This is a genomic window from Shewanella sp. P1-14-1, from assembly GCF_001401775.1.
In the GTDB taxonomy this organism is placed as follows: domain Bacteria; phylum Pseudomonadota; class Gammaproteobacteria; order Enterobacterales; family Shewanellaceae; genus Shewanella; species Shewanella japonica.
This window is the reverse complement of record NZ_LKTL01000024.1, coordinates 72137-86311: the sequence shown is the minus strand read 5'-3', so window position 1 is coordinate 86311 and position 14175 is coordinate 72137. Positions and strand designations below refer to the sequence as shown.

14 protein-coding genes are annotated in these 14175 nt (G+C 40.4%); 6 read left to right on the top strand and 8 right to left on the bottom strand.

Features of this window, described 5'->3' with window-relative positions:
* The first annotated feature begins 617 nt into the window (after positions 1-617).
* Both AN944_RS16840 and AN944_RS16835 read left to right on the top strand, forming a co-directional pair.
* Entirely contained in the window at positions 618-1283 is a 666-nt protein-coding gene (locus AN944_RS16840; protein WP_055025801.1) for a hypothetical protein, read from the top strand.
* 266 nt (positions 1284-1549) lie between these two features.
* Complete coding sequence (locus AN944_RS16835) at positions 1550-1822, top strand: hypothetical protein (RefSeq protein ID WP_055025800.1); 273 nt, start codon at positions 1550-1552, stop codon at positions 1820-1822.
* 280 nt (positions 1823-2102) lie between these two features.
* Here the strand turns inward: AN944_RS16835 and AN944_RS16830 are convergent, their stop codons facing one another.
* Positions 2103-3641: a recombinase family protein gene (locus AN944_RS16830; protein ID WP_055025799.1), complete on the bottom strand. Its 1539-nt coding sequence runs from the start codon at positions 3639-3641 to the stop codon at positions 2103-2105.
* A gap of 11 nt (positions 3642-3652) precedes the next feature.
* Entirely contained in the window at positions 3653-3931 is a 279-nt protein-coding gene (ppiC, locus tag AN944_RS16825) for a peptidylprolyl isomerase PpiC (protein WP_055025798.1), read from the bottom strand.
* A 173-nt stretch (positions 3932-4104) separates the two neighbouring features.
* Here ppiC and AN944_RS16820 point away from each other — a divergent pair, with 173 nt between their 5' ends.
* Positions 4105-4734 carry a DsbA family protein gene (locus AN944_RS16820; protein ID WP_055025797.1) on the top strand — a complete coding sequence of 210 codons (630 nt, stop codon included), beginning with the start codon at positions 4105-4107 and terminating at the stop codon, positions 4732-4734.
* Between the two features lie 173 nt (positions 4735-4907).
* Here the strand turns inward: AN944_RS16820 and AN944_RS16815 are convergent, their stop codons facing one another.
* Together AN944_RS16815 and AN944_RS16810 are read right to left on the bottom strand one after the other, a co-directional pair.
* The gene (locus tag AN944_RS16815; RefSeq protein WP_055025796.1) at positions 4908-5135 is read right to left on the bottom strand and encodes a cytochrome c3 family protein; all 228 of its coding nucleotides are present in this window, start codon (positions 5133-5135) and stop codon (positions 4908-4910) included.
* 396 nt (positions 5136-5531) lie between these two features.
* Positions 5532-6173, bottom strand: coding sequence for an SOS response-associated peptidase (locus tag AN944_RS16810; protein WP_055025795.1), 642 nt, complete (start codon positions 6171-6173; stop codon positions 5532-5534).
* A 433-nt stretch (positions 6174-6606) separates the two neighbouring features.
* Here AN944_RS16810 and AN944_RS16805 point away from each other — a divergent pair, with 433 nt between their 5' ends.
* Together AN944_RS16805 and AN944_RS16800 are read left to right on the top strand one after the other, a co-directional pair.
* Positions 6607-8844, top strand: coding sequence for an acyl-CoA dehydrogenase (locus AN944_RS16805; RefSeq protein ID WP_055025794.1), 2238 nt, complete (start codon positions 6607-6609; stop codon positions 8842-8844).
* Between the two features lie 239 nt (positions 8845-9083).
* Positions 9084-9659 (top strand): hypothetical protein, encoded by a 576-nt coding sequence (locus AN944_RS16800; RefSeq protein WP_055025793.1) that lies wholly within the window; start codon positions 9084-9086, stop codon positions 9657-9659.
* An 87-nt stretch (positions 9660-9746) separates the two neighbouring features.
* Here the strand turns inward: AN944_RS16800 and AN944_RS16795 are convergent, their stop codons facing one another.
* Together AN944_RS16795 and AN944_RS16790 are read right to left on the bottom strand one after the other, a co-directional pair.
* The gene (locus tag AN944_RS16795; RefSeq protein WP_055025792.1) at positions 9747-9992 is read right to left on the bottom strand and encodes an NINE protein; all 246 of its coding nucleotides are present in this window, start codon (positions 9990-9992) and stop codon (positions 9747-9749) included.
* 16 nt (positions 9993-10008) lie between these two features.
* Complete coding sequence (locus AN944_RS16790; RefSeq protein ID WP_055025791.1) at positions 10009-10311, bottom strand: NINE protein; 303 nt, start codon at positions 10309-10311, stop codon at positions 10009-10011.
* A 375-nt stretch (positions 10312-10686) separates the two neighbouring features.
* On the opposite strand from AN944_RS16790, the gene AN944_RS16785 reads away from it, so the two are divergent.
* Complete coding sequence (locus AN944_RS16785; protein WP_055025810.1) at positions 10687-11970, top strand: amidohydrolase family protein; 1284 nt, start codon at positions 10687-10689, stop codon at positions 11968-11970.
* 102 nt (positions 11971-12072) lie between these two features.
* On the opposite strand, the gene AN944_RS16780 is transcribed toward AN944_RS16785, so the two are convergent.
* Positions 12073-13401 (bottom strand): HAMP domain-containing sensor histidine kinase, encoded by a 1329-nt coding sequence (locus tag AN944_RS16780; protein ID WP_055025790.1) that lies wholly within the window; start codon positions 13399-13401, stop codon positions 12073-12075.
* An 8-nt stretch (positions 13402-13409) separates the two neighbouring features.
* Positions 13410-14105 (bottom strand): response regulator transcription factor, encoded by a 696-nt coding sequence (locus AN944_RS16775; protein WP_055025789.1) that lies wholly within the window; start codon positions 14103-14105, stop codon positions 13410-13412.
* Between the last annotated feature and the right edge of the window lie 70 nt (positions 14106-14175).

Sequence of the window (14175 nt, the reverse complement as noted above, 5' to 3'; positions counted from 1 at the left end):
GCGCAGCGAACTCAATCACTCGATACGTAGAAGACGTTTGAGCAGCTACGCTGCAATGTCGCTACGCTCCATTATCTTGATTGCTTGATACATTCCAATAAACGTAATGATGCGCAGCATCGTGAGCGCAGCGAACTCAATCACTCGATACGTAGAAGACGTTTGAGCAGCTACGCTGCAATGTCGCTACGCTCCATTAATTATTTAATAGATTTAAACGTGAATAGCCACTGAGTTACTTAAAGTATTGTATCTCGACCAGCATGACCACTGCGTTTCAAGAGTCAAAGTGTCGTAAAAAGAGACCAAAGTGTCGCAAAACAATAATTGTTTTACTCTTGTTTTTGAATGTACTAAATAGAGATATGTAAGAAATTCAGTTTGTTTATAAGGCTATTTTATTGTGTTAAAATAGACTTGTAGCAAACACCTCAAGACGCTTTATAAGCGCTACTACCATCGTGTAGTAAATCCCCTGCAAATAAACTTTCGTATACTTTGAGTTGAGTTCTCTCAACACTGAATCTGTATTCAGAGCACATGTTTGGCAACAGTGCTCAACTCAAAGTATACGACCGCATGCCAAGGCGGAATAGTTTCCAATACAGATTTTTAAAATGAAAACCCTTTTTATAAACATAGGTAAGGTCAATGAAGACTATTGCCTTATTCGCTCGTTTGTCATTAAAAACGAGAAGACAAATCAAAACTTTCAAATCACAGAAAGTACTTTAAAGCAGCAGCTAAAAGATATTGGTTTTACTGCTAAAAACGGACTTAAAAACCGTCGCGATTCTCTCATGCGACAAACCAACAAATACATAGCCAAGTGGCATATCAACTTAGAAGATTATCTGTGTCATGCGAACATTACTGGTGGGCTTGTGAGTATCTATTTGGTAGAGCATAAGCGTGAATTTATTCGAGGGCATTATGGTGTGGTCGGCTCTGTAATACACATACAGGAAGTGAAGAAAGCTAAACAGTTCGAGTACCACATCAAGACAGATAATTTTCAGAAAGAGATTTTTACTATGAATAACAAAAACAGCCTAGTTCATAAAATTGACTTCGAGCGCATTGAGAATCGTGGTGGTTTGCGAGCAAGCGTTGGTCAGAAAGTTAAGGCTATCACTGTTGATACTGACCAGAATGTAAAAGATAGTTTGATGGAGATAGCGACCGTTACAGATATACAGGAAATGGTGATTCAAACTCAGCAAGATGAACTACAAGAACTAAAGGCGAGACTGGAAAAGCTTGAAGGTCGAGCAGCGGCTTGATTGGTGAGGTTAATTAGCGCTTTGAGGGGTATGATTACAGTCGATTATAAAAAAATATGTCTTTTCCCGGCTGGTAGCCCTCTTAATAAGTGGCGGTAATAAGTGACCTGTTTTATTGGTAGTTAATGCATTGAGGTCTATTTAATTTGGTTGATATTGTTTACGCCTTAATGTACTCGGTCGTAATATTCGAAAAGGCTGGCTATCTATGTCAATGATTTGGTGGTATTTATTTGTAATTCTGTTTGCTGTTTATTGGGTGCGTTATGAGTGGAACTGAAAAGGCTGATGTCACAGAAAAAATAAAGCGCTCAATAGAGCTTGTTAGCCCTGATGAGTTAACGAGCGAAATTGTGGGTTTTAATGAGCTTCTTGCTGCTCAACATCAATCTTATGGAGGTTGGGAGCTACCTACTATTTTTAGTGGTGTTTTCGACTCGGATGTTGATATTGGAGTCATTAGAAATCTGGAAGAGAAGTTAGAGGTTGCTAACTATTCACTTCATTCGCTCGACGGCGAGAATCTCATTTTTTTTTGAAGAGCCAGTTTTATTATCTAAACAGGAACTAATTAGACAAAGCACTAAGGGCGTCCGATGAAGTAATAGACTTAAAACGAAATATTAAGATTGAACTGTTGATGAAAGTGTTTAATCCGAAAGAAACTTCTGCGGCTGTCGACGAAAGTAAGCAAATAGATTTAATAGCTAAGATAGTCGATATTATCAAGCCGAAGTAATAAGCACTTGGTGTACTTTAAGGCGCTCATAATGAGCGCCTTTTGTTAGATAGTATACTTGTGAGTAATAGACTCTGTACTTATAAAGGGAGATTTTCGTCCTTTTTCATCAACCATTCAGCAAACGCTTTTTCATCATCAGCAACACTTTGCTTTAATCGCTTTAACTCCAAGCTCCATTTCTCAGTATCAGACTCACTAAGTATAAAGTCATTACCAAATCCACGTTGCTGCTCCACAATAAAAAGCTTCTGATGTCCATTGATTTGCGAAACTCGAATAACCCATTTGTTTCCTTTTTTCATGGGTTTGTGCTCAACAATAATTTTCTTTAGTAACAATCTGAGCTTTGCATTCTGTTCGGGTATTGGTAAATCAAATACGTTTTTGAAATCAAACGACGGTCTTTTTATTCCGTCCTTCGCTTTCTCTGCCGCAAGCTCTGTTTCAAGTGATGCTCTACGGCTGTATAAGTGCACCAGTCCTTCAATATTACCAGACTTATACATTGATTCTTCAATTGCATAATTCATGTCTATTTGCGCTTGTATAGCTGGTGCGCCGCTGATTCTGGTACTTTCTGAATAAACTAGCGTCCTGAGCAGTCCTGAAATTATTTTGTCAGCATCACGCATGGCGTGCTTTTGAGTGCATCGACCTTCGATTGATGCAATGCACTTGCGATACACCATTTTCCGTTCTTTGTAGGTGGTGGTCTTTTGAACCATGCCTCCGCCGCATTCATGGCATTTAAGTAGATTGCTGAACGGTGATATTTGAGAAACACGACCTGATGATTTCTGCTGAACGCTGTTAAAATCTGATTCAGTCACTATTGCTGGAAACTTGTTAGCAACGACTTTTTCCAGATTCATTTTTTTACCATTAGTAGTGTAATAAGCTTTTGCACCGTAAATTGCATGATTCTGGTAAACGATTCTGATTGCGGATGCATTCCACTGGCGGCCAGTTGCTGAAGGAATGCTGTCGTTGTTCAGTCCACGAGCAATGCTCTGATTGCTGATTCCTTTCTGTTTTTGCTCAACAACACGACTTACAATAAAAGCTTTATCATTGAGTATTATTCCATTGTCCTCTCGAGACAACCAGAATGGTAGCTTGCCTGTTAAGGTTTCTTCATCGCGTCTGCGTTTTCGGCTTGCACGTATTAATTCAGATTTTCGTTCGGACTCCATGTAAGCGCGGTCGGCATCGAGTAAGAGCGGAAGCATTGGAGCAAGGCTCATGTTAGTCGAATGTTCAATAACCTGACCAGTCGATATAATCACAAGTTTTACACCTAGACCGATAATTTCTTTCACAAGACTATTTGCATGGTCGTACCCACGGCGAGTGATGCGGTCGGTGTTCTCAAATAGTATATATGAATTCTTGGCTATTTTACCGTCTCGAATAGCGTTGATTAAGTCGGCAAGTGCGGGACGTTTACCGCCTTCAACAAAAGCAGACACGCCTAAATCTTGGAAAGTATCACTACTTAGTTCCACATTGTTTTGCTCAGCCCACCGGCGAGCAGCTGACTCTTGGCGTCTTATACTATCGCCTTGCTCTTGCGGCCGACTGCTGAAACGTATATAAGCAAATGCTGTTATTGTCATATTTAAACTTATTAGATTCGATAGAGAACTTTTATGACATGCCAACCAAATTTGGTTTTAACAAGGTGAGGTGTGATGAGTTCACCTGTAAAGCACACTTTATCAAACTGAGGTACCATTTGACCTTTTTTGAACTCACCTAAGTTACCGCCATTTTTACCCGATGGACACGAAGAGTGTTTTTTGGCGAGCACATCAAACTTGGCGCCTTTCTCGAGTTGTTTGATTAAATCTTCTGCTTGTTGCTTATGTTTAACGAGAATGTGCAAAGCAGCCGCTGTTCTGGCCATGATAAATACTCATTTTGACGGGGTGGAGATGAATGACGGGATTATAGCGTGATTTGCCTATGAGCGGCTACAAATGGCGTTACACTTTAACCTTGTCCGTTATGTTGTAGATAGAGCAAGGATATTTTAAGCTCGAGAACTATCCCTTATAAACTGATAATTAAGCGTGTTTTATGACTTCTGATACCACAAAACTTAAATATGTGTACGACCCTATGTGTAGTTGGTGCTGGGGGTATCGACCCGCTTGGATAGCACTCAAACAGTTAATCGCAGAGAATGGTAACGATATCGACATTGAGTATTGTCTAGGGGGATTAGCAGCAGATTCTGACGTACCCATGCCTGATGAGATGCAGGGCTTTTTGAGCCAAACTTGGCATAAAATTGCAGCGCAATTAGGCACTGAGTTCAATCACGATTTTTGGCAAGTGTGTCGCCCTAGACGTTCAACCTATCCTGCATGTCGCGCCTGTATCGTTGCCAGAGACTATGGCCTTGAGCAGCAAATGATACTGGCAATTCAAACAGCCTATTATTTAGAAGCAAAAAATCCATCAGATATTGATACTTTAGTGGAGGCTGCGGTCAGTATTGGCATTGAAAGCGCAGCCTTTAGCAAAGCAATCATGTCAGATGAAGTAAATCAAAGGTTGATGGTAGAGCTCACCGCAGTGCATCAACTGCCAATAAGAGGCTTTCCATCATTAGTGCTCGAATATAAAGGGCGAAATTACCCTATTGCGCTCGATTATCGGGAAGCGCAAGTGACCTTTAATGAAATTAAGGCATTGATGGCCTAGACAAGGGGGGAGCTTGATGTACTGGTTAAGGCCTGCTTAAATTGGGGATATAAAAAAACCAGCTGAGCAATCAACTGGTTTTTATTCTCTTACAGAGATAACACTTGATTTAGTGAACGAGCAACGTCAAATCTGGTAAAAGACAGTTGCTGTAAATCAAGGTTTATACGAGATTAAAGCTCGTGACAATCAGCACATTCAGTGATTGTTAGGTCAGGAGTGTGCAAGTCTGCATCTAACTCATGAGCGTCAGCAAAGCTGTGACAATCATTACAAGTTTCGATGTTTGCTTCCATCTCAGCATGCTCTTCAACGTTGATTTTTTCGTGACAATCTACACAATCAACAGCAAAAGCAGAACTAGCGAAAACTAGTGTAGCGATCATAGCTAAATATTTCATAGTAACTCCATCATCAGTTAAGGGGCTTTATCGCCCGTGCTAAGTGCCAAATTCGGCCTTAACAAATCGCGCATAATCAATGTACAACTATCTTAATGAAAATAAATCCGTTACTTCAAAACTAAGAACACTGAAAATTGGTTAGCACATTTTAATTTATTGTTTAAAGCAATCTAATAAAATGAAAAAAGGCTGATTTCTGTCCAGAATCTTAAGCGCTTTCTTAAATTCCAAGTACTTTACTCAGCTACCATCTTATTGATTTAACTTAATTGAAACTTAAAATGGCCTGCAAAGCCAGTATTTTGCATTTTCTAGCATACTTATTTCTCAAGGTTGTGATCTGCTTAATAAAATTCTACATTTTTTAAATGTGTTTTGAGTAATGGTTGGGCTTCAAATTTGTGTTGAATCAGTGATTTTAATCCAATGTTCAGGCAATGGATTGATGAGTTCAGATAGATTGTCGACTGGCTGAGTTAGCCAATGATTTATCTGAGTTGAGGCGATAAATAAGGGCATTCTGTGGTGATACTGAGCACACTTAGTATTGGGTTTAATCGTTAACGTTACGACTTGTTGCTGATCGGGATACATCACGCCAGCCATGAATAATGGCTTATTTCCCGCATGAGAAAAGCGGTATTTGTGCTTTTGTTGCTGACTTGAAATAGGGGGAGTATCAGCGCCGTTTGCCAGTTCTTGGTCAAGACTCAATAAGTCTGTTGTCGGTTCTTGTCGCCACTCAAACCAACCACTGCAAGGAATAATGCAGCGATGCTGAGCAAATGCGCTAGAAAACGTTGGCTTTTGTGAAACGGTTTCAGCTTGAGCATTGATAATCAGTTTTTTCGTCCAGTCAGGCTGTATTCCCCATCGCTGCTGGCTAGAAATGATTTTACCTTGTTGGTGACTAAGTGTCGTAATGGGATCGGTGGGACGTAAATCAAGGTTATCTTGAATCGTCAGCGGCTGCTCGAATAGATTGTCTAAGGTCGACTGCATTCCACTTAGTAACACTTCAATTCTACCGCACATTGGCTGTCTCCTTAGTCCCCATACTTTGGCATGCTATCACTGTAAGCTGCTGTTGGTTATTTTTCCAATCAATTTCGGCGATGTATGCAAGGTTTGCGTTAATCTCATCGACAGGGCTCATTGCGTATTGTTCAAATTTAATCGCGTCATTGAGTCAATAATTCTTCCTATTTTTGACTCGCTATTTTGAAATGTCTCAGCCTAAATAGCATCGTTTTTGCTTAAAAAATGCAAAAATTCAAACGAGCGTATAAATTTTTTAATTTTTTTTCATTTCAGCGTACATGTGTAAGTCTATGAAAAGTTGGTAATTATTTTTGTTAGCTGCTTTGTTACTGTAAATAAAGGCTTTATTTTTGAATTAGAATATTTGATCTAATTTGTTTTTTGTGACGTAATGCACACTATTATTCTGGTCTGATGAGTATGAACTATGAGCATAAGAACAACATTTAAAAAAGTACTGCCGAGTATTTCAACGACTGAACAAGAAGCGTTAGATGCTGGTGACGTGTGGCTTGAAGGCTCTATCTATCAAGGTATTCCTGATTTTGCTGCATTGCGTGACATTCCTAATGCGACCCTGTCGGCGGAAGAGCAAGCTTTCTTAGATGGCCCTGTGCAAACCTTAATTGAAATGGTCGATGATTTCGATATTCAAAACGGGAAGCATTTGCCTGAAGACGTACTCACTTTCCTAAAAGAAAATAAATTCTTCTCTCTGATTATTCCAAAATCATACGGTGGACTTGAGTTTAGTCCATATGCTAACTCAACCATTGTTGCGACAATAGCGGCGAAAAGCTCGGCTGTTGCAGTAACAGTAATGGTACCTAACTCCCTAGGCCCAGGTGAGTTGTTAATGCATTACGGTTTAGATAGCCAACGTGACTTTTGGTTGCCTCGTTTAGCTAACGGGCAAGAAATCCCTTGTTTTGCATTAACAAGTCCAGAAGCAGGTTCTGATGCCGGTGGTATACCAGATATAGGTACTGTCACTATGGGCGAGTACGAAGGTAAAGAAGTACTTGGCTTATCGGTAACTTGGGACAAACGTTATATTACCCTAGCACCCATTGCGACAGTATTAGGCTTAGCATTTAAAGTTGAAGATCCTCAAGGTCTATTAGGCGGTAAAGAGCAACTTGGTATTACTTGTGCGTTGATCCCAAAGGCACATCCAGGTGTGCAATTAGGTAATCGTCACGATCCAATGGGTTGTCGTTTTTATAACGGTACGACACGTGGTGAAAATGTATTCATTCCAATGGACTTTATTATTGGCGGCCAAGACAATATTGGTCGTGGCTGGCAGATGCTTGTGAGCTGTTTAGGTGCGGGCCGTGGTATTTCGTTGCCTGCATTAGGTGTATCAGTGAGCCAATGTTCATTTAAATCGTCTGCTGAATATGCTGCGGTACGTGAACAATTCGGTTTATCAATCGGTAAGTTTGAAGGTATTCAAGAAAAGCTTGCTGATATTGCTGGTAAAACATACTTGCAAGAAGCGATGCGAGTGCTGACAACGGAAGGCTTAGGTCTTGGATTAAAGCCATCTGTAGTCACCGCGATTGCGAAATACCATATGACTGAGTTAGGCCGTGATATTTTAGATTCAGCGATGGACATTCAAGCGGGTAAAGCGATTCAACGTGGCCCTCAAAATACGCTAGCATCTGGTTATGTTGCACAACCAATTGCGATTACGGTCGAAGGCGCTAACATCCTAACCCGTAATTTGATGATTTTTGGTCAAGGTGTGATGCGTTGTCATCCTCATTTACAAAGCATGGTTGAGTCTATTCACAGTGATGCAAGCGATGCGGATAAAACCTTTAATCGTATCTTCAGACAAACCATTGGTTACAGTGTTGGAAACAGCCTACGTGCATTTAAATTAGGTTTATTACCATTTACTGCGCCAGCTCAATCAACGCTTCCTGAGGTTGTTGGTTACGAAAAGTCGGTACATAAGCTGGCATCTAAACTCGCTGTATATGCCGATTTCTCGTTACTTGTATTAGGCGGTAAGCTGAAACAAGCTGAAATGCTGTCAGCACGCTTAGGCGATGTGATGAGTTATTTATACGCTGCAATGGCATCAATTCGTTTTTACGAGCAAAAAGTGACAACTGATGAACGTAACGAAGCAAAGCCTTACTTTGAATACGCAACGCGTTGGGCATTATGCAAAGCGGAAGAAGCATTATTGTCTTTCCTTGAGAACTTCCCATCGAAGCCAACACGCCAGTTTATGCGTTTAATTACCATGACTTACTCTGGCAAAATGGTTAAAGTGAACGATGATTTAGTACGCGAATTAGCTGAACAAGCTCAACTAGATACTGCTTTCAAAAAGCAGCTGACGCATCTTGTTAAACCAGTTGCTGGTGATGGTAATTATATTAATGAGCAAGCTTACCTTGCTAAAATGACCTGTTTACCATTGCTTGCTAAAGTCAAAAAAGCACTTAAACAACGTGTATTTAAAGCGGGTGTTCGTTTTTCAATTACCCTTGATAATGCATTAGATGCCAAAGTCATTAGTGCAGACGAGCATAAGTTGCTGCAAGATTACAACTTAAAACGTGAACGTGCGATCCGTGTTGACGAGTTTGATTTTGATTTAAATCTTATCTCTGATAAAGCGGATTTAAAAATCGCTAATTAATTGTTCGTTTCATTACGTTGAAATAAAAAGCCGCTAATTAGCGGCTTTTTTGTTGGCTCCAACTGTGCGCTGAATGAGTTTGTTGTTGATATTTATTTGTTTGTTTTTTAACCTGATCACAGTTTGGATATCTAGTTTCTCTATTTTAAAAACAAGCTTACAAAGTTTGATCTAGCTTACGTTCCCATTACCAATAATAAGTGATGATTAATTAAGGTATCACTGAAATGGGAGGGCGTATGGCGGCAAAAAAGCTCATTAAAAGTCTGGCTATATTGTCTTTATTCCCGCAGTTTTCTTATGGTGCTGATAAGATTATTGGTGGGGTTGTCGGTTATCATTATGCAGAGTTGTCAACATTTTCAGCCTTGCCGTCTAATGTAAATGATATCCAATTAGGTGGGATTAACTACCAGTTACGAAACGGTGTCGCCTTTGACCAAGCGAGTCGGCTATACGGCACTTACTCATTTAGTTCTGATGATTTAAGTCATCATCAAGGGGTTTTAGTTTCCTATGATTGGTTATTTCCCTTTGATAATGCCGGGCTGGTTAGTTTATTTGTTGGGGCTTCTGCAGGGTTAAGTAGTCAAGAGACCCAATACACAGATAGTGAACAAAGCTATTTTGATACTCGTAGTAGCTATGTTTTTGGCGGACAAACTGGTGTTGTCTTTGAGCTGAGTGATCAGTTTACATCAGAGGTGGGTTTTAGGTATTTGATGCATAACTTTACTTCGTCAGGGGACAATGTGTCATCTCTGTCGGTAAATGATGCTGAACAAGTTTATTTGGGCATTGATTATATGTTCTAACGCGTAAAAGCGAGTTTCAAGATCGTTTCGTTCATAAAAAGCCACGTTAATTAACGTGGCTTTTGAGTCTTTACGGATAAAACAAGATTAGCTTGCTTTAATCGCACGACCTTGTGAGTCTTTAAAGTTACCAACTGCAATAATAATGAAGTCGATTAACGTCCAAATACCTAAACCGCCAAGGGTTAACAGCATCAAGATCCCAGTACCAATTTTACCTGTGTAAAAACGGTGCACACCTAGAGAGCCTAGGAAAAAACACAACAGAAGAGTAGGTACAAAACCTTTCTCACTTAGTTCTACTGGTGTTTCAGCTGTTTGTACTTCTGACATAATTAAAATCCCTTAGTTATAATTTTTGTCCCGGATAGGTGATTAACTTACCTTGTCCGTCTCTGTAGCTTCCAACTAGAAGCATAAATGTCACTACGACTGTATGAATGACATCAATAAAAATAAGACCTGCACCGATCAGGGTGAGCGTAACGTCTTCAAACTGCAATAACGTAATGCCAACAATGGCTAGTGTTAAATCAAAAAAACCATGCAAAACTCGGCCACAATAGAAATGGTGAACTCCAAAAATCCCGAAAATTCCCGATAAAATAACTGCAGTCGCATAATTTTTGTCAGATTTGACAGATTCAGTCACTTTCAACCTCCCTGATGAAAATCTTAAATCTTTTATATAGCAAAGGCTTAGGTTAATCAAATACAAATGTTAAATTTACCTATGTAATGTGCTCGAGATCTAGCGAATTGGGTTAACTTGGTTTGCAATTGAGTAAGGTTTGGTCGATGCGTTAGTGCTGGGTTAGTTTGAGGTTATAGCTTGTTGCGGAGCTTGATGGTAAATAAAAGTTGTTAAGCAAGATTGTAAAGCGCCCTTAAGTTAGGCATGTTAATAGCTTAGGACAATGAAACACATTCAGGGATTAATATGCCTCAAACAACGCGTAACGCTTCTATTTTAACGAGCTTGAAATCAACGCTTAAGGGTTATAAAAAAGCGACTAGCAAGGCAACTATGTTGCTATTGACCATAGGGATGTCTTCAGCAGCTTTTGCTGCCGACTACAAAGTGATTCATGCCGGTGAACTATTAACTGTAGCTGGTAAATCCACACTGAAAGCACATTCGGTTGTGGTTAAAGATGGCAAAATCTCTACCGTCGAAAAAGGCTTTATACAAATAAACGACAATGAATTAACAGCAGCTGACACGATTGAGTATGTCGATTTAAAGCAGCAATTTGTAATGGCTGGCTTGATGGATATGCATGTGCATCTTCAAGGTGAACTTGGACCCAATAATGACAGTGAATCTTTAAGGATGTCTGATGCCGACGTGGCGATGAGAAGTGCTTATTTTGCTAATAAAACCTTGATGGCTGGATTTACCACCGTACGAGATTTAGGTGCAAAACCTGAACAGATTTATGCGCTTAGAGATGCCATTAATAAAGGATGGTTAGCAGGACCTCGTATTATTGCTTCTGGTGGTGTTTCGGTGACTGGCGGCCATGGTGATGTAGATGGTAAAAGTCCTGATCTGTTGGATATGCTGACATCTAAAACCATTTGTGATGGCCCATTTGATTGTCGCCGAGCAACTCGTCGGGCAATTAAATATGGCGCAGATGTCATTAAAATCACCTCTACTGGCGGCGTTCTTTCCGATACCAATACAGGTACAGGTCAGCAGATGGCAAATGATGAACTAAAAGAAGTCATCGATGCGGCTCATGCTCTGGGAAGAAAGGTTGCCAGCCACGCCCATGCTGCAGAAGGGATTAATGCTGCTCTACGTGCTGGTGTAGACAGTATTGAACACGGCAGTTACGCCAATAAAGAATCAATTAAGCTGTTTAAGAAGTCTGGTGCATATTTGGTTCCCACTTTATTAGCTGGTGATACGGTCGTACAAATGGCTAACTCCAGCGGTAACTTTATGTCGGAAGCAATTAAAGCCAAAGCTATTCGTGTGGGCAATGACATGCAAAACAACTTCGGAAATGCTTACAAAGCGGGTGTTAATATCGCTTTTGGTACTGATAGTGGCGTATCAAAGCATGGCCAGAATGCCAAAGAAGCCATACTGATGCATCAAGCTGGCATGTCTAATCAAGATATTCTTATTTCAGCCACGATTAATGCGGCTGACCTTTTGGGAATGTCAGATGATATAGGCACGTTAGAGCCAGGTAAACAAGCAGATATTATTGCACTTAACACCAGTCCAGTAGAGCAAATAGACGCCTTACTGGATGTACCTTTTGTGATGAAGTCTGGAGTCATTCATAAACGCTAACCCCCGTTGATACAGATAAACGAATGGCTAACCTTGTAATGAGAGTTAGCCATTTTTATTCTGAGCTGTTGTTTATGTTTTGGCTTAGCTTAATGGCTTAGATTAAAGGCTTAGAGCAGGTAAAGATAAGGTCGCAATGCAGCCTCTTGGGTCGTTTGATTTTAGGGTAAATTGCCAGTTATATCGATGGCATAAAGTATCAATAATTACTAAACCTAAACCGTGGCCTGACATATCGCTTTGTTGCTGACCTTTCTCAATATTAGATAAACCCTGTCCGTTATCTTCTATCACTATTTGATTGTCTAAAATGGTAATCTTAATCCAGCTCGTTTCATCGTCAGGCAAATTATCACCGCGAGCATTAATTGCGTTATTCAGCAAATTGCTAAGTAACATTTTAATCACGGCTGAATTGGGCTGCACATATGGGTTACCTTGCCAGTTAACCGTCACTTCAATGTGCTGTTTTTTAGCTAAGTTCACTGCTGTTTCAATGGTTTGGTTGAGCTCTTGTTCAGTCAATTGACGTGGTGGATTACTATTGTCAGACTTTTCCTGCTTAACAATATTCAATAAGGCGTCTACTGTATTTTGCATGTCTTGGGCTGCACGAGTGATGCGCTCTTGCTGGCGCAACTGAAAATCAGCATCGGGCTTTTTAGAAAGCAATTTAGCCGCGCCAACAACGATACTCAATGGGGTGCGTAACTCATGACTGGCATACCTGGCAAAGGCTTGTTCTTGTTTGATTAAGGTTTCATTTTGCTGACGATAACTATTTAAGCTATCGGTTAGAATACCAAACTCTTTGGCTGCACTCGTATTGACGCTAAATGTGGTTGGCAAAGGTTGCTTCGCGAGCTGTTTGCTTAAGTCATTGATGGGTTCAATTAAGCGTTTTGATAATTTGATCAGCGCATAACCAAGTAAAATTAATAGTCCTAATGTGAATAGCAATGAGAAGGTACTAATACTTTTCCATTGGGCGTTAGAAAGTTCAACATTGTCAGCTGGCATAGTCAGGTATAACTGAACGACTTCTCCATCCAGTAAAAACTCATCTCGATGCAAAAACAGCTCATGAGAATCATCATTAATTTCACCATTAAAGCCAAGTGGATAGTTTTGGAGCTGGCCATACTTTTTCGGAATAAAATTGGTACTGTAAAAGGCGGTAATATTAGGCGGCAATACCAAAGGTTCTGGGGTACCTGATTGAAATTGCTTTACCACATACGGGGCGCTTTCTCTGAGGTTATTTAAGCTTACTTCATCCTCAACCCATTGCAGTATGAAAATCATCGTGACATAAATGATCCCAGCAGCCAAAACACCAATGAATGCAAAGTAGACGCTTAGCCTACCAACAAAAGATCGCGCAGTGGTATTACTTGTGCTGGTACGACTTACTTTGGGTTGATTTAGCATACTTGTATTCACTCGGTTAAATTCGTATCAGTAGAACCTTGGTCGAGGCGTAGACCGACTTTGGGGACTGTCACTAGCATAGGTTGACCAAACGGCTTATCGAGTTGATTACGAAGCTGATATACATGACTGCGCAAAATATCTTTTCCTGGTGGGTGTTGGCCCCAAAGCTCGTCGATAAGTTGCTCCCTTGTGACAACATTTGGTGCATTCTTAATGAGCAAACGCAGTATTTGATAGGTGGTGGGAGTGAGTGGCAATATCATACCTTGGCGTGTGACTTGGTGACGTGCCGTGTCAACTTCAAGATCGCCAAAGCGCAGCTTAGCTTGAGCCACATTTCCACGGTGGCGTTTAATCAACGCCTTGATTCGTACATCCAGCTCATCTAAATCAAAGGGTTTACCTAAGTAGTCGTCAGCACCACTGTCAAATCCGGTCATTAAATCCGCTTTATTGTCTAAGGCTGTTAGCATAAGTACTGGTGTAGAGCACCCTTGTTCTCGCAGGGCTTTACACAGAGTGAGTCCATCCATTTTAGGCAGCATTAAATCTAAAATAATAGCGTCAAAATCGTCAGCGAGAGCCAGAGATAGCCCAAGCTCACCATTCGTTGCAAAGTCAATTTCAGCATCTTGAGCTTCAAAGAAATCGCCTAAGATCCCTGCCACATCGTGGTTGTCTTCAATGATAAGTAGTTTCATTTGTTGCTCGTTGCCTTCGAAATGGAGGCTTATTATCAGTCATTTTTTGTCGAAAAAATGTCAATGACAT